Genomic DNA, 16,056 nt, shown 5'->3' with positions numbered 1-16,056 from the left:
CACTAGACCGAACAGAGCAGTACGGTGCCAGCCGTGCGCGCCCCGTACGCCTTCACCGCCGTGCTCCTCCTCGCCGGCTGCTCGCCGACCACCCCCGACCTGGGTGCGGAGATCAACGTCCCGGCCCAGTTCGGCACGATCCAGGCCGCGGTGGACGCGGCGCGGGAGGGCGCGACCGTCGTCGTGTCGCCCGGCGTCTACAAGGAGTCGGTGGAGGTCAGGACCAGGTCGCTGACGATCAGGGGGCTCCAGCGCGGCAGCGTGATCATCGACGGCGAGGTCGAACGCGACAACGGCATCGTCGTGGCCGCGCCGGAGGTGTCGGTGCAGAACCTGACGGTCCGCAACCACCTGCAGAGCGGTGTGGCGGTGACGCGGTCGCGGGGGTTCCGCGTCTCGTACGTCACTGCCAGCAACAACGCGCGGCACGGCGTCCAGGCGTCCGAGGCGCAGCACGGCGTGATCGAGCAGAGCTACGCCAGCGGTAGTGCGGATGCCGGTTTCTCGGTGGGCCGGTGCGCGCCGTGCGACGTCGTGGTCCGCGGCAACGTCGCCGAGCGCAACGCCGTCGGCTACGCCGCCGCTGACGCGTCCGGGCGGATGTTCGTGCTGGGCAACAGGTTCAGCGGCAACCGCGTCGGCATGACGACGAACTCGGAGGACGCCTCGTTCGTCGGCAACCTGGTCTCGGACAACTCCGAGGCGCTGTCGCCCGCGCAGGCCGACGGCGCGTTCGGGTTCGGGTTCGGCATCGCCGGTGGCTCGAAGAACCTGGTGGCGCGCAACCTGATCAGCAACAACCCCGGCGCCGGCGTCGCGCTGGGGTCGAGCGGGAACGTTCCGCCCGCCGACAACCGCTTCTCCGACAACATGATCACCGGCAACGGCGAGGACGTGCTGTACGCGGCCTCGCGCCAGGCCCCCGGCCGGAACAACTGCTTCGACCGCGAACGCTGCTACGACGGCGTCGGTGATCCGCTGCCGAAGTCGTCGGCGCCGCGCGGGATCCCGTTCAACCAGGTCGCCGCGCCGCCGTTGCAGCCGGAGATGCCGGAAGGGCCGTTGCCGGACGGGACGCCGAACGCCGACAGGTACGTGCTGCCGAGCGAGGACCTGTTCGACGACCGGGCGGCGGTGCGGGCGTGACGGGTCAGCCGACCTCGGCGGCGGTCGGGTAGGACGGCTGCGCGCCCGCCTTCGTGACGGACAGCGCGGCGACCTTCGCGGCATAACGCGCGGCCTGCACCAGGTCGTCGCCCTCGGCCATTCGCGCGGACAACGCCCCGGCGAACGCGTCACCGGCGCCGGTCGTGTCGACCACCTCGGCGACCTCGATCGACGGCACCTCGGTGATGCCGGAACCCTCGACCACGGCCGCACCGCGCGCGCCGAGCGTGACGATGGCGGACGACGGACCGAGGTCGAGCAGGCCCTTCCAGTCCGACGCCAGTTGCGCGGCCTCGTGCTCGTTCACGATCAGGACGCTGAGCTGCCGCAACGTGTCCGCGGGCAGGTCGGCGACCGGCGACAGGTTGAGCACCGTCCGGACACCGTGACCTGAGGCCACTCCGATCGCGTGGATCACCGTCTCCAGCGGCACTTCCAGCGAGCACGTCAGCACCGCGACGCCGTCGAACGCCAGACCGTCCACATCGGACTTGAGGACGTCGGAGTTGGCGCCGGGGGAGACGACGATCGAGTTCTCGCCGTCCGGAGTCACGGTGATGTAGGCGATCCCGGTGGGGCGCCCGGAAGTCTTGACCAGGTCCGTGCCGACGCCGGACGACTCCAGCGACTCGCGCAGCAACGACCCGTACCCGTCGCCACCGACCGCGCCGACCAGCGAGACGGCGGCACCGACCCGTGCGGCGGCGACGGCGGTGTTCGCGCCCTTGCCGCCGGGCAGCACGACGGTGTCGCCGCCGAGCACGGTCTCACCGCTGGCGGGCCGCCTGCCGACCTCGACCACGAGGTCGGCGTTGGCGGACCCGAGAACGAGCAGAGTCTGTGTCACTTGACGAACTCTGCCACGTTCTTCTGGTTGATGACCTTGACCTCGACGTCCACGACCTGCTGAACCGGTTCGTTCTTGGTGGCGTGCACGGCCTGCTCGACGGCCTTGGAGCCGAGGAGCTTCGGCTGCTGCGCGACGGTCGCCGCGAGGGTGCCGTCCTGGATCGCCTTCAGGCCGTCCGGGGTGCCGTCGAAGCCGACGACCATGACGTCCTTGCCGGCACGGGCGCCGAGCGCCTTGATCGCGCCGAGCGCCATCTCGTCGTTCTCGGCGAAGATGCCCTTGAGGCCGGGGTTGCCCTGCAACAGGTTCGTGGTCTCGTTGAGGCCCTTGGCGCGGTCGAAGTCGGCGACGGCCGAGGCGGTGACCTTGATGTTGCCGCTGTTCAGGCCCTGCTCGAAGCCCTGGCCGCGGTCACGCGACGCCGACGCGCCGGGGATGCCCTTGAGGTGCGCGACGTCGCCGGAGGTGGCGCGGCCGAGCTCGATGGCCGCGAGGCTGCCACCGGAGACGTTGTTGGACGCGACCTCGGCGGCGACCTTGCCCTCGACGGCGCGGTCGACCGAGATCAACGGGATGTTCGCGGTCTCGGCGGCCTTCGCGGCGGGCGCGGACTGCTTGGTGTCGACCGGGTTCAGGATGATCGCCTTGACGCCCTGCGTGACGAGCGTCTGCACCTGGTTGACCTGGTTCGTGGCGTCGTTCTGCGCGTCCACCACGGTCAGCTTGGCGCCGAGCTTGTCGGCCATCTCCTGCGCGCCCTGCTGGAGCTCCACGAAGAACGGGTTGTTCAGGGTGGACACGGCGAGGCCGATGGTGATGTCGCCTCCGGACGCCCCAGTTCCGCTGCACCCCGTGGCCACAAGTGCTGCGGCACCGAGCGTCAACGCGATCCGTCGGGTCACCTTCATTGGTGTCTTCCTTACCTGTTGCGGGTTTTCTCAGCGACGGCGAAGTGAGTCGAGCAGCGCGGCGAGAGCGATCACCGCGCCGATGACGACCTGCTGCCAGAACGGCGGGACCTGCAGCAGGTTGAGGCCGTTGCGCAGGACGGCGAGCACAAGTGCGCCGACCAACGTCCCGGTGGCGCGGCCAACGCCACCGGACAACGACGCACCACCGATGACGACGGCGGCGATGGCGTCGAGCTCGTAGCCGACCGCTGCCTGCGGACCGGCGGACCCTAGCCGTCCCGCGAGCACGAGGCCCGCGGCGGCGGCGAACAGGCCGGAGAGCGCGTAGATCCAGAGCTTGTTGCGGCGCACGTCGATGCCGCTGAGCTTCGCGGCCTCCTCGTTGCCGCCGATCGCGTACATGCGACGGCCGAGGTTCGTGCGCGTGAGGACCAGGCCGGTGATGCCGAAGAACGCGAGCATCAGCAGCAGTGGCAACGGGAGCATCGGCGCGAGGTTCGAGCCGAGGAACGTCACCAGGGCGTCGGTCTCGTGCGGCTGCCCCTCGGACAGCACCAGCGTGAGACCGCGCGCGACGCTCAGCATGGCCAGCGTCGCGATGAACGGCGGCAGCTTGCCGTAGCTGATCAACGCGCCGTTCACCAAGCCGCACAACGCACCCACGACGAGTCCGAGCGGGCCCGCGGTGAGGGCGCCGACCATCGCGGCCAGTGCGGCGATGCTGCCGACGGACAGGTCGATCCCGCCCGCCACCACCACGAACGTCATGCCGAACGCCATGATCGCGATGACCGCGGCCTGCACGCCGACGTTCAGGAGGTTCTGCGCGTTGAGGAACGCCGGCTGCATGATCGCGATGGCCAGCGCCAGGATCACGAGACCTGCCAGAGCGCCGTTCTCACTGGCGTACTTGCGAATGCTGATCGTGCTCACGCTGAGATCTCCTGCACGGCGAGTGCCATCACCTGGTCTTGGGTCGCGCCCCTGGGCAGCTCACCGGCCACCCGGCCGTGGGCCATGACGACGACGCGGTCGCTCATCCCGATCACCTCGGGGAGGTCGCTGGACACGAGCAGCACGGCCCTGCCCTGCGCGGTCATGCGGTTGATCAGCTCGTAGATCTCGACCTTGGCGCCGACGTCGACACCTCGCGTCGGTTCGTCGAGGATCAGCACCTTCGGGTCGGCCAGCAGCCACTTGCCGATGACGACCTTCTGCTGGTTGCCGCCGGAGAGTTCCTTGACCGGCTGCTCGACGCGGCCCTTGATGCGGAGCTTGCCCGCGATGTCGTGCAGGCGCTTCTGGTCGCGGTTGTCGAGGGTGACCAGTTCGAGGTTCTGGCCGACGGTCGCGGTGAGGACGAGGCCCTGGCCCTTGCGGTCCTCCGGGACCAGCCCGAGGCCCGCGTTGATCGCGGCCTGGACGTTGTGGCGGGGCAACGGTTTTCCGTCGACCTCGACCGTGCCGTGGTCGTAGGCGTCCACGCCGAACGCCGCCCGCGCGACCTCCGTGCGTCCGGCGCCGACCAGGCCCGCGATGCCGACGACCTCGCCCGCGTGCACCTCGATCGTGATGTTCTCGAACGCTCCGCGCCTGGTCAGACCCTGGATGTTCAGCAGCGGCTGCCCTGGGCGTTGCTGGGCGCGCGGGTACTGCTCGTCGATCGGGCGGCCGACCATCAGCTCGATCATGTGCTGGGTGGTGGCGTTCGGGCCGAGGACGCCGACGCTGCGGCCGTCGCGCAGAACCGTGATGCGGTCGGCGACGCGCTGGATCTCGTCCAGGTGGTGGGTGATGAAGACCAGGCCCACGCCGTTGTCGCGCAGCTGAGCCATGATCTCCAGCAGGCGGTCGGTCTCGGTCTCGGTGAGCACGGCCGTGGGCTCGTCCAGGATCAGCACGCCGGCGTTCTTGTCGAGAGCCCGCGCGATCTCGATCATCTGCTGCTGGGCGATGCCGAGGTCCTTGACCTTGGCGTCCGGGTCGACGGTCAGGCCGACGCGGTTCAGCAGTTCCGGTGCCCTGCGGCGCATCTCGGCCCGGTCCACGAAGCCGTACTTGCGCGGAAGCCGGTTCAGGAACAGGTTTTCCGCGACGGACAGCTCGGGGACCAGGGCGAGTTCCTGGTGGATCACGGCGAGGCTGGCGTGGCCCTCGATGGTGCCCGCGTCCTGGCGGTGGATGCCCGCGAGGACCTTGACCAGCGTGGACTTGCCCGCGCCGTTCTCGCCGAGCAGGACGTGCACCTCACCGGCGTTGATGTCCAGGTCGACGCCGTCCAACGCCTTGGTGGCGCCGAAGTGCTTGGTGATGCCACGGGCCGTGATCACAGCTCGGCCTCCCCGAGCGAGCCGCGCAGCACGAGCTTCGCGGTGAGCCGCACGTCGTCGGGCTGGCGGCCGTCGATCAGGGCGAGGAGGCTGCGCGCGGCGGCCCTGCCCATCTCGACGGTCGGCTGCGCGATGACCGTGATCGGCGGGTCCAGCAGCGGGAACCACGGCTGGTCGTCGAACACCGCGAACGCGATGTCGTGCGGGATCTGCAGGCCGCGGGCCCTGATCTCGCCGAGCGCGCCGAGGCCCATCAGGTTGTCCATCGCGACCAGCGCCGTGACGCCGTCGTCGATGAGCTTGGCCGCGGCCTGACTGCCGCTCTCCTGCCGGAAGTCGCCGTGCACGACCTGCGCGAGGCCGCCGAGCGAGCCGGTCAGGACGTCCGTGCGTTCTCTTCCAGTGGAGGTGTTCGGCGGTCCCGCGATCACTCCGATGCGGGTGTGGCCGGCGCCGACGAGCCGCCGGGCGAGCGCGGTCAACGCCTCGCTGCCGTCGGCACGGACGACGGGGCATGTGGCGCCCCTGACCGTCCGGTCCAGCAGAACGACGGGCACGCCGCCTGCGCTCACTTCGCGAACCAGACTCGGGTCGTCGGTCGCGGGGCACAGCAGGAGGCCGTCCACCCGGCGGTCGAGCAGGGTGCGCACGTACGTCGCCTCCTGCTCGGTGTTCTCGTCGGCGTTCCCGATCACGACGCAGTAGCCGTGTGACCGGGCTTCGTCCTCGACCGCTCGGGCGATCTCGGCGAAGAACGGGTTCAGCAGATCGCTGATGACCAGACCGAGGGTCTGGGTGCTGGTGGTCCTGAGGGATCGCGCCAGGGCGTTGGGCCGGTAGCCGAGCTCCTCGATCGCGGCGAGCACCCGTTCGCGGGTCTCGGGCGTCGGCGCGGCGTGGCCGTTGAGCACTCGCGACACGGTGGCCGTGGAGACTCCGGCGTGCTGGGCGACATCCTTCATGGTCGTCACGAGGCCGTAGTTAATCGATTACACATGGATGTAGTCAAGCCGAGACCATTGGATGAGTAGGTGTACGGATGTCACTCGGCGTGCGCTGCCTCACTCTGATGCCATGGACGGACAGGATCGCCTCGGGTACGAGCAGCGCCTCGCACTGGAGCTCGCGGCCATCGGGCAGCGGCTCTCGACGATCAGCGCGGAGATGCGCGAGCACTCCGGCGCGACCGCGACCGCGGTGGTCGAGGCACCTGAGGTGGCACGGCCCGTCGAGGTGCCGCAGCCGCCGGTGACCGCCGTCCCGACTCCGCCCACCGGGGTGCCGCAGCAGCCGGTCGGCGTGCCGCAGCAGTCCAACCCCTGGTCGCAGCAGGCCTCGCCGGCCGCCGCCCCGCCGTTCGCGGCGCCCGGACCGCAGCTCCCGCCGCCTCCCGGCCAGCAGTGGCCGCCGCCTCCGCAGCAGCAGCCGTGGGGTCCACCTCCGCCGCCGCGCGAGTCGTTGTTCGAGAAGCTCGGCAAGGACGGCGCCGGCTCGAAGCTGCTGGCCTGGGTCGGTGGCGCGATCACCGTGCTCGGGTTCGTGTTGTTGCTGGTCCTGGCCGTGCAACGCGGCTGGCTCGGCCCTCTGCCGCGGGTGATCGGCGGTGCCGTGTTCAGCGGCGCGCTGGTCGGCATCGGCATGTGGCTGCACCGCAACCCTGCCGGGCGCACCGGGGCGATGGCCCTCGCGTTCACCGGGTTCGCGGGCCTCTACCTGGACGTCATCGCGGCCACGAGCCTGTACGGGTTCCTGCCGGAGAGCGTCGGCCTGCTGGTCGGGCTCGGCGTGGCCGCCGCCGGTGTCGTGCTCGCGGTGAAGTGGGAGTCGCAAGCGCTCGCGGTCACCGTCGTCGCAGCCTGCGCGGTGTGCTCGCCGATCATCACCGAGGGCTTCACGGTCCTGCTCGTCGGCTTCCTGCTGGTGCTCAAGATGGCCAGCACGCCCGTGCACATCCGCCGCAACTGGCCGGGACTGGCGATCGCCGGTGGCTTCCCGCCGATCATCGCCTCGCTGCTCGCCACCGCGAACGCCATCCCGCGCTCGTACGAGTGGACCGTTGTCGGCGTTGCCGCCGCCACGACCGTCGTCGGCATCGCCGTGGCGTTCCTCACGATCCGCAAGCGTCCCGACGACGCCGTGGCCGTCGCGTTGATCGCGGGTTCGGCGCTGCCGTCGCTGTTCGCCACGACGTTGCTGAACGCTCCCGCCAACTCGATCCTCGCCGGTGTGGTCGCGGCGGTGCTGCTGGCGATCTGGATGGTCCCGGACCTGCCGCGCGGCTTCTCGCTCTCGGCCGGCGCGATGGGCATGCTCGCGTTGTTCCAGACCACGGTCATGGCGCTCGACGGCAACATCCGCACGGCGATCGTGCTGGCCGAGGCCGTGCTGCTGGCGTTCCTCGCGGCCCGGTTGAACAAGAAGGCCGCTCTGGTGGGCTCGATCGCGTTCGGCTTCCTCGGGTTCGTCATGACGATCGGGATCGCCGTGCCGATCACGTGGCTGCTGGAGGAGCCGCGGTTCTTCAGCGACGTCCGGCCCGGCGACTACGCGGCCGGTCTGGTGACGTCGGTCGTGCTGGGCGTGTTCGCGGCCGTGCTGCCGTGGGCCGCGCTGAAGATGCAGGTGCTGCGCCAGCCGGCCAAGCACCCGGTGCCGTGGATCGCCGCCGGACTGGTGCTGCTCTACGGCGCGGCGGGCCTGGTGCTGTGCGCGGCGCTGCTCGTCTCGCCGGACGAGACCGGGTTCCTCTTCGGACACTCGGTGGTCACCGTGTCGTGGACGATCGCCGCGTTGTTCCTGCTGGTCAAGGGGATCAACAACAAGGCGCTGCGGATCTCGGGCCTGATCCTGGTGGCCGCGGCGGTCGTGAAGCTGGTGCTGTTCGACCTCTCGGCGCTGGACGGGATCGCGCGCGTGCTGGCGTTCCTCGGCGCCGGTCTGGTCCTGCTCACCGCGGGCACCCGTTACGCCAAACTGGTGACATCGGCGAAGAATCCCGAGTCATACGTATCCAAACCAGCCGCACCGCACTCTCACTAGATGTGTGGCCGTGGCCCGCACCGCCGTCGCGGGCCACGGTCGTACTACATCCAGGCAAAGATTTCCCTCGGTCGAGTGACTGAAGTGGATCGAAAGCACCCGGAAGTGTTCCCATCGGGCGTATGGCAAAGCCACGCCTCGTGGCCGCGGTTCTAGCGCTCTCAGCGGCCTTCGCGGCGATGGGTGTCCATCAAGGACACGAGTACACGACCACTTCTTCCTCGTCGATCGCACCGCTCGCCTACGTGGTGGGCAAGACCGGTCTCGTGCAGGTCATCGACACCAGCACAGGTGCCGTTCTCGTGCAGACCGACACGGGCGGCCGGGCGACGGGTCTCGCGGTGTCGCCCGACGGGCGACGGCTCTACGTGATCAACGGGTGGACCGGCACGATCACCGCGGTCGACCCCCGCACCGGCGAGATCGTCGACCGGATCTTCACCCAGGTCACGCTCTCGCACGCGGCGATGCGCCCGGACGGCCAGCGGCTCTACGTCTCGGCCAGCGGCGGCGTGGCGGTGGTGAACCCCGAGAACTTCGAGCTCGTGGCCGTGGTCAAGGCAGGCGGGCAGCCGCAGGGGCTCGCCGTGCACCCGGACAACCGGATCCTCTACGTCGCGAACTCGCAGGACGGCACGGTCGGTCTGATCGACACCGCGACGGCGTTCCAGACGGCGACGGTGCAGGTCGGCGGGTTGCCGCAGCACCTGGCGATCTCGCCGGACGGCAAGCGCCTGTACGTGAGCAGCATGCAGCTCGGGGACAGGACCCCCGGCACGTTGACGGTGATCGACACGACCACGAACCAGGTGGTCGGCGCGCTTCCGGTCGGCAGGGGGGCGGGCAGCATCGCCGTCACCGCGGACGGCTCGACGGTCTACCTGACGTTGCCGAAGGAGCGGTCCGTCGTGGTGGTGGACGCGGCTTCTCTGACCGTGCGCGAACGTTTGCCCATCGACACGCCGAACGTCGCCATCGCGCCGGGGGACACGAGGGTGTTCCTCGCGACCGGCGCGACGACGACGGTGCTGGACAGCACGAACGCGGTGCTCACGACGTACCTGATGAAGACGGGCGACCTGGAGGCGAGGCCGCGCCAGTTCGACGCGGCCATGATCGCCTTCCCGCCTCAGCCCACCGGGACGGGCCTGCGGACCTCGTCGTCGAAGTCGTCCAGGTCGTCCACCGGCTCGTCGTGAAGCGCGAGGCGTTCCTGGATGCGCTTGAGCGGACCCGGTGACCACCACGCGGCGTTGCCGAGGAGCTTGAGCACGGCCGGCACGAGCAGCATCCGGACCACGGTGGCGTCGAGCGCCAGGGCCAGGATCATGCCGACGCCGACGAACCGCATCATCGCGACCTGCGAGAACGCGAACGCACCGGTCACCACGATCAGCAGCAACGCGGCCGAGGTGATCACCCGGCCGGTCTTCGCGAGGCCCGTCGTCACGGCTTCTTCCGTCGTGGCGCCCTGGCCGCGGGCCTCGACCATCCTGCTGAGCAGGAAGACCTCGTAGTCCGTCGACAGACCGAACACGATGGCCGCCATCAGCACGACGATGCCGGACTCCAGCGGTCCCGGCGTGACGCCGAGCCAGTCGGCGCCGTGGCCGTCCTGGAAGATCCAGACCAGCACGCCGAACGTGGCCGACAACGACAGCGCGCTCATCAGCACGGCCTTGATCGGCAGCACGACCGAGCCGAACGCCAGGAACATCAGGATCAGCGTCGCGCCGACGAGCAGCGTGACCATCAGCGGCAGGCCGTCCGCGATGGCGTCGAGCGAGTCGCTCACGATCGCGGTGTTGCCGCCGACCAGCACCTCGGCGCCTTGTGGGGCCTGCAGTGCGCGGACGTCCTTGAGCGCCTGCTTCGACTCCTCGCTCAGCGCGTCGTGCTCGAGCCCGGCGGACGCGGCCGTGACGCCGTTGCCCTGGCCGGTCGGCTGGACCTCGCCGATGCCCGGGACGTCCTTGACCTTGGCCAGGTACTGCTGGACCTCGGCGTCCTGGCCGCCCTGGACGACGATCTTGAAGCCGGTGTTGGAGAGCGCCGAGAAGTTCTGGTTGATGTTCTCGGTGGCGGCCCGGATGGCGTTGCCCTCCGGCAGCACCTTCTCGGTGACCTGGCCGAACTGGACACCGAGGAACGGCGAGCCGAGCGCGACCAGCACACCGATGATCGGCAGCGCGATCAGCACCGGCCGCTTCATGACCGCGCCGCTGAGCTTGCGCCAGCCGCGTTCGCTCGGCTCCTTCTTGCGCCACGGCATCGCGAGCTTGTCGACCCGCTTGCCGAGCACGCCGAGCAACGCGGGCAGCAGCGTGACCGACACCAGTGCCGCGATCGCGACCGAGCTCACGCCGCCGTACGCGAGGGACTTGAGGAAGCCGTGCGGGAAGAGCAGGAGGCCCGCGAGTGCGATGACCAGCAGCGTCGCGCTGAACACGACCGTGCGGCCTGCGCTCGCCACGGTGCGGCCGACCGCCTGTTCGGTGGTGCGGCCCTGGGCGAGTTCCTCGCGGAACCTGCCGACCATGAAGAGGCCGTAGTCGATCGCCATGCCCAGGCCGAGCAACGAGGCGACGTTGACCGCGAACGAGTTGACGTCGGTGAACAGAGCGACGGCGTGCAGCACGCCGAGCGCGCCCATGATCGCGAGACCGCCGACCACGACCGGGAGGGACGCGGCCACGAGACCACCGAAGATGATCACGAGCAGCAGCAGGACCAGCGGCAGCGAGAACATCTCCGCGCGCGTCAGGTCCTCCTGGGACATGTCGTTGATGGCCTTCTGGGTCGGCACGAGCCCGCCGACCTGGTTGTCGAAGCCGTCGATCTCGAGCTGCGACTGGATGTCCTGGAACTGCTTGATCTGCTCGTTCGAGTCACCGCTGCTGAGCGTGATGGCGACGAGTGCCTGCTGCTTGTCGTCCGAAGGCACCGGCCCGACGGCCTTGAGCACGTCGTCCTTCGGGAAGCCGCTGATGTGGTCGGCGACCTTCTTGAGCTCGAGCGGGTTCGCGAAATCGCCGCGATAAATGACGATCACGTCACCGTTCTGCCGCCCGAACGCCTGCTCGGCTACCTTGTCGGCCCGCGCAGCCTCACTGGAAGGAGCCTCGTAGCCGCCCTGGCTGAGCTTGTCGAAGACCCCCAGCCCCCACACGCCACCCAGCACGGCGAGCAACACCGTCGCGACCAAGACCACCCACCGGCGGCGATATGCGATCGAGCCCCACTTCGCGAACATCGACGACGGCCTCCTGGGTTACCGTGCTGTAAATCCCGTGAACTCTTGTAAACACCGTTCACTGAAACCGTACGGGGACGTGACCGGGGTCTACAACCCGATGGAGTGACATATGACCGAGGCCACTCGCCGAGAACGACTCCGCGCCGAGACCGAGCGTGAGATTCGGCAAGCGGCCCGCGCCCTTTTGGTGGAAAGCGGCCGCGACGCGGTTACCCTGCGTGCCATCGCCCGCAAACTAGGCATCACCGCACCAGCGCTCTACCGCTACTACGACTCCCACGACGCCCTGCTGCGCCAACTCTGCGACGACATCTGCGCGGACATGGCCGGCGCTTTGCACGCGGACCTCGCCGCGGAGCCGTCAGGTCACGTGGGCTGCAAGGTGCGCACCGTGTGCCACGCGTTTCGCCGCTGGGCGCTCGCCCACCCGCAGGAGTTCGCGCTGGTATTCGCCTCGCCGCGCGATCCCATCGGCGCGGACCAGTTCGGTGCGGTGTTCCTGCAGCTGGCCGGGCCGCTGATCGCGTCCAACCCGGCGGCGAACCACGTGGACGAGCCGGTGCCCGCGGTGCTGCACGAGGACCTGGTGCGGTTCCAGCAGGTGCTGCGGGACGCGGTGGCCGAGCACGGCGTGACGCTGCCGGTCGACGCGCTCAACCTCGGGAAGATCTACCACGTGGTGCAGTCGTGGGTTCGGCTGTACGGGCACGTGGCTTTGGAGGTGTTCGGGCGGTTCCCGTTCGCGGTGAGCAACCCGGAGCCGATGTTCGACTCGATGCTGGACCAGATGCTGACGGACATCGGCTTCGTCGAGAGCTGAGTGCTTGTAGCGCTGGTCGGGTGTTCGGCGACATACGACCCGTGGTCGACGCCAACAACGCGGCAGAGTCCGTTGACCTGCCTGCTCCTGAAGAACCCGTCCCGTCTTCGGGTGGCCCTGGCCAGGCCATCCTCGACCTGGTCGACAAGGCCATCGGCCTCCAGTCGTCCTTGGTGCGCAAGAACATCGCCCGCGCTCGGCAGCGCAACCCCTCGGCTACGCCGGAAGAGGTCATCGGGGTTCTGGAGAAGATGTACGTCAGCGCTCTCGCCGGCACTGGGGCCGCGGTTGGAGGTGCTGCTGCCGCGCCTGGAGTCGGCACCGGGATCTCGCTGGCCTTGTCGGCCGGGGAAGCGCTGTCCTCGCTGGAGTTGAGCACCCTGTTCGTGCTGTCGGTCGCTGAGGTGCACGGTGTTCCGCTCGACGAGATCGAACGGCGGCGGACTCTGGTGCTGGGAATTCTGCTGGGGGAGTCCGGATCCAAGAGCATCGGGAAGATCGCTGAGCGGACTGGTCAGCATTGGGCTCGGCAGCTGGTGAGTGCGGTGCCGCTGTCGACTTTGAAGCAGATCAACAAGGTGCTGGGCAGGAACTTCGTCACGAAGTACGGGACCAAGCAGGGGATCATCGTGCTTGGGCGAGCGGTTCCGTTCGGGATCGGCGCCCTCATCGGGGGCGCTGCCAATGCCACCGTCGCCACGCTGGCGGTTCGGGCTGCTCGGCGCGCGTTCGGGCCAGCGCCTGAGGCGTGGGCCGAGATCGATCCGGCGTTGCCGTAGAAAAGAGCCGATGCCGCCCTTCGTGCGGGCGGCACCGGCTCTCTCTTTGGTGCTACAGAACGATGTTCACCAGGCGGCCTGGGACCACGATGACCTTGCGGGGTTCGCCGCCTGCCACCAGTTCTGCGATCTTCTCCTCGGCCAGGGCCGCTGCCTTGATCTCGTCCTGGGCTGCGGAGGCCGACACGACCACGCGCGAGCGGACCTTGCCGTTGACCTGGATCGGGTATTCGACCGTGTCCTCGACCAGGTACTGCTCGTCTGCTGCCGGGAACGGGCCGTGGGCCAGGGACGTTTCGTTGCCCAGCTTCGACCACAGTTCCTCGGCCACGTGCGGGGCCTGCGGGGCCAGCATCAGGACCAAGGCCTCGGCCAGGGCCCGCGGAGTGCCGGACGCGTAGTGCTTGGTGACGTAGTTGTTCAGTTCGATCAGCTTCGCGCCTGCGGTGTTGTAGCGCAGGTTGGCGTAGTCGTCGTGCACGCCGGCGATCGTCTTGTGCAGCAGGCGCAGGGCTTCTGCTGACGGCTCCTCGGAGGACACGCGCAGGGAACCGTCGGTCTCGTCGACCAGGTTGCGCCACAGGCGCTGCATGAAGCGTTGGGCGCCTACTACGTCCTTGGTCGCCCACGGGCGGGAGACGTCCATCGGGCCCATGGACATCTCGTAGAACCTGAAGGTGTCTGCGCCGTAGCGCTCGCACATTTCGTCCGGGGTTACGACGTTCTTCAGGCTCTTGCCCATTTTGCCGTATTCGCGGCGTACTTCTTCGCCGTTGTAGGTGAACTTGCCGTCCTGCTCGACGACCTCGTCGGCCGGGACGTAGACGCCGCGCGGGTCCACGTAGGCGTACGCCTGGATGTAGCCCTGGTTGAACAGGCGGCGGTACGGCTCGTCGCCGGACAGGTGGCCCAGGTCGAACAGGACCTTCTGCCAGAAGCGGGAGTACAGCAGGTGCAGGACGGCGTGCTCGACGCCGCCGATGTACAGGTCCACGCCGCCCGGGTCGTTGACGCCGTGTTCCGCGGTGCGCGGGCCCAGCCAGTACTTCTCGTTCTCCGGGTTGACGAACCGCTCGGTCTCGACCGGGTCGACGTAGCGCAGCTGGTACCAGCAGGAGCCTGCCCAGTTGGGCATGGTGTTGGTGTCGCGGCGGTAGGTCTTCATGCCGTCGCCCAGGTCCAGTTCGACCGTGGTCCACTCGGTGGCGCGCGACAGCGGCGGGGACGGCTCGGTGTTCGCGTCCTCCGGGTCGAAGGTGCGCGGCGAGTAGTCGTCGACCTCGGGCAGTTCGATGGGCAGCATCGACTCGGGCAGCGCGATGGCGGTGCCGTGCTCGTCGTAGACGACCGGGAAGGGCTCGCCCCAGTAGCGCTGGCGGCTGAACAGCCAGTCGCGCAGCTTGAACTGGACGGTGCCGTGGCCGGCGCCGTTCTCCTCCAGCCAGCCGATCATGGTCTTCTTGGCGTTGTCGATCGCCATGCCGTCCAGGAAGCCGCTGTTCACGGCCGGGCCGTCGCCGGTGTAGGCGTCGCCCTCGAAGCCCTCCGACGGCTGGACCGTGCGGATGATCGGCAGGTCGAACTTGACCGCGAAGTCCCAGTCGCGCTGGTCCTGGCCGGGGACGGCCATGATCGCGCCGGTGCCGTAGCCCATCAGGACGTAGTCGGCGATGTAGACGGGGATTTCCTTGCCGTTCACCGGGTTTTTGGCGTACGCCCCGATGAAGACGCCGGTCTTCTCCTTGTTCTCCTGACGGTCCAGTTCGGACTTCAGGGACGCTGCGCGCCGGTACGCGGCGATGTCTGCCACGCGATCGGGCGTCGCAATCTGGTCCACCAGCTCGTGTTCCGGTGCCAGGACCATGTAGGTCGCGCCGAACAGCGTGTCCGGACGGGTCGTGAAGACCTCAATGTTCTCGCTTCCCACCGCAAATCGGACTCGGGCACCGTGCGAGCGCCCGATCCAGTTGCGCTGCATGGCTTTGACCTTGTCCGGCCAGTCCAGCCGGTCCAGGTCGTCGATCAGCCGGTCCGAGTACGCGGTGATGCGCATCATCCACTGGCGCAGGGATTTCCTGAACACCGGGAAGTTGCCACGCTCACTGCGACCGTCCGCGGTGACCTCTTCGTTCGCCAAGACAGTACCCAGTCCGGGACACCAGTTGACGGGCGCCTCCGACATGTAGGCCAGGCGGAAATCGCCCAAGATCCTTTGCTGGTCGGCAAAAGACAGCTCAGACCACGTCTGGCCACCGGGAACGTCCCGCTCGCCAGACTCGAACTGCGAGATCAACTCCGTGATGGGACGGGCTTTCCGCGCGTCCGCGTCGTACCAGGAGTTGAAGATCTGCAAGAAGATCCACTGGGTCCACTTGTAGTACTCGGGGTCGATGGTCGAGATGCGCCGGCGCTCGTCGTGCCCCAGACCCAGCCTGCGGATCTGGCGCAGGTAGGTGTTGATGTTGTCCTCGGTGGTCTTGCGCGGGTGCTGGCCCGTCTGCACCGCGTACTGCTCGGCCGGCAGGCCGAACGCGTCGAAACCCATGGTGTGCAGCACGTTGCGGCCGTTCATGCGGTGGTACCGCGCGAAGACGTCCGTGCCGATGAAGCCCAGCGGGTGCCCGACGTGCAGGCCCGCGCCGCTGGGGTACGGGAACATGTCCTGCACGAACAGCTTGTCCGCGGGCACGTCACCCTTGAGCGCGCCGACGGGGTTGGGCGCGTAGTAGGTGCCGTGGTCCTCCCAGTACCGCTGCCACCGCTCCTCGATCTGGTTCGCCAGCTCGGCGGTGTAGCGGTAGGCGGGGATCTCCGCCGCGTCCGTGCTCATCTCAACGTCCCTCTCACGTCTGTTCCTGCCCCTGACATGACGAAACCCCCCAGCCCAGAAGGGCATGGAGGGTG

Annotated in this window: 12 protein-coding genes; 5 read left to right on the top strand and 7 right to left on the bottom strand. The window is 68.8% G+C overall.

Going from position 1 to position 16,056, the window contains the following annotated elements; translation table 11 throughout:
• Positions 1-33 precede the first annotated feature (33 nt).
• Positions 34-1,146 carry a right-handed parallel beta-helix repeat-containing protein gene (locus ACQEU1_RS26950; protein WP_433207268.1) on the top strand — a complete coding sequence of 371 codons (1,113 nt, stop codon included), beginning with the start codon at positions 34-36 and terminating at the stop codon, positions 1,144-1,146.
• A 4-nt stretch (positions 1,147-1,150) separates the two neighbouring features.
• On the opposite strand, the gene ACQEU1_RS26945 is transcribed toward ACQEU1_RS26950, so the two are convergent.
• From ACQEU1_RS26945 to ACQEU1_RS26925, 5 genes are read right to left on the bottom strand one after another with little or no spacing between them, the layout of a single operon-like run.
• Positions 1,151-2,014 (bottom strand): ribokinase, encoded by an 864-nt coding sequence (locus tag ACQEU1_RS26945; protein WP_433207265.1) that lies wholly within the window; start codon positions 2,012-2,014, stop codon positions 1,151-1,153.
• Positions 2,011-2,925 (bottom strand): substrate-binding domain-containing protein, encoded by a 915-nt coding sequence (locus ACQEU1_RS26940; RefSeq protein WP_433207262.1) that lies wholly within the window; start codon positions 2,923-2,925, stop codon positions 2,011-2,013. Before ACQEU1_RS26940 ends, ACQEU1_RS26945 begins: the two co-directional genes overlap by 4 nt.
• Positions 2,926-2,955: 30 nt before the next feature.
• Complete coding sequence (locus ACQEU1_RS26935) at positions 2,956-3,861, bottom strand: ABC transporter permease (RefSeq protein ID WP_433207259.1); 906 nt, start codon at positions 3,859-3,861, stop codon at positions 2,956-2,958.
• Positions 3,858-5,258, bottom strand: coding sequence for a sugar ABC transporter ATP-binding protein (locus tag ACQEU1_RS26930; protein WP_433207256.1), 1,401 nt, complete (start codon positions 5,256-5,258; stop codon positions 3,858-3,860). Before ACQEU1_RS26930 ends, ACQEU1_RS26935 begins: the two co-directional genes overlap by 4 nt.
• A complete protein-coding gene (locus tag ACQEU1_RS26925) occupies positions 5,255-6,220 on the bottom strand; it encodes a LacI family DNA-binding transcriptional regulator (RefSeq protein ID WP_433211796.1) in 966 nt (321 codons plus the stop codon). Before ACQEU1_RS26925 ends, ACQEU1_RS26930 begins: the two co-directional genes overlap by 4 nt.
• A gap of 112 nt (positions 6,221-6,332) precedes the next feature.
• On the opposite strand from ACQEU1_RS26925, the gene ACQEU1_RS26920 reads away from it, so the two are divergent.
• Complete coding sequence (locus ACQEU1_RS26920) at positions 6,333-8,297, top strand: DUF2339 domain-containing protein (protein WP_433207253.1); 1,965 nt, start codon at positions 6,333-6,335, stop codon at positions 8,295-8,297.
• A gap of 122 nt (positions 8,298-8,419) precedes the next feature.
• Positions 8,420-9,496, top strand: coding sequence for a cytochrome D1 domain-containing protein (locus ACQEU1_RS26915; protein ID WP_433207250.1), 1,077 nt, complete (start codon positions 8,420-8,422; stop codon positions 9,494-9,496).
• On the opposite strand, the gene ACQEU1_RS26910 is transcribed toward ACQEU1_RS26915, so the two are convergent.
• Entirely contained in the window at positions 9,427-11,550 is a 2,124-nt protein-coding gene (locus tag ACQEU1_RS26910) for an MMPL family transporter (RefSeq protein ID WP_433207247.1), read from the bottom strand. The genes ACQEU1_RS26915 and ACQEU1_RS26910 overlap by 70 nt on opposite strands.
• Before the next feature lie 112 nt (positions 11,551-11,662).
• On the opposite strand from ACQEU1_RS26910, the gene ACQEU1_RS26905 reads away from it, so the two are divergent.
• The gene (locus tag ACQEU1_RS26905; protein WP_433207244.1) at positions 11,663-12,373 is read left to right on the top strand and encodes a TetR/AcrR family transcriptional regulator; all 711 of its coding nucleotides are present in this window, start codon (positions 11,663-11,665) and stop codon (positions 12,371-12,373) included.
• A gap of 41 nt (positions 12,374-12,414) precedes the next feature.
• Positions 12,415-13,152, top strand: coding sequence for a hypothetical protein (locus ACQEU1_RS26900; RefSeq protein WP_433207241.1), 738 nt, complete (start codon positions 12,415-12,417; stop codon positions 13,150-13,152).
• Between the two features lie 52 nt (positions 13,153-13,204).
• Here ACQEU1_RS26900 and leuS read toward each other — a convergent pair whose 3' ends face one another.
• A complete protein-coding gene (leuS, locus tag ACQEU1_RS26895) occupies positions 13,205-15,982 on the bottom strand; it encodes a leucine--tRNA ligase (RefSeq protein ID WP_433207238.1) in 2,778 nt (925 codons plus the stop codon).
• Positions 15,983-16,056: the final 74 nt, after the last annotated feature.

Source organism: Lentzea sp. CA-135723, from assembly GCF_050936595.1.
In the GTDB taxonomy this organism is placed as follows: domain Bacteria; phylum Actinomycetota; class Actinomycetes; order Mycobacteriales; family Pseudonocardiaceae; genus Lentzea.
This window is presented reverse-complemented; position numbering and strand designations above follow the sequence as displayed.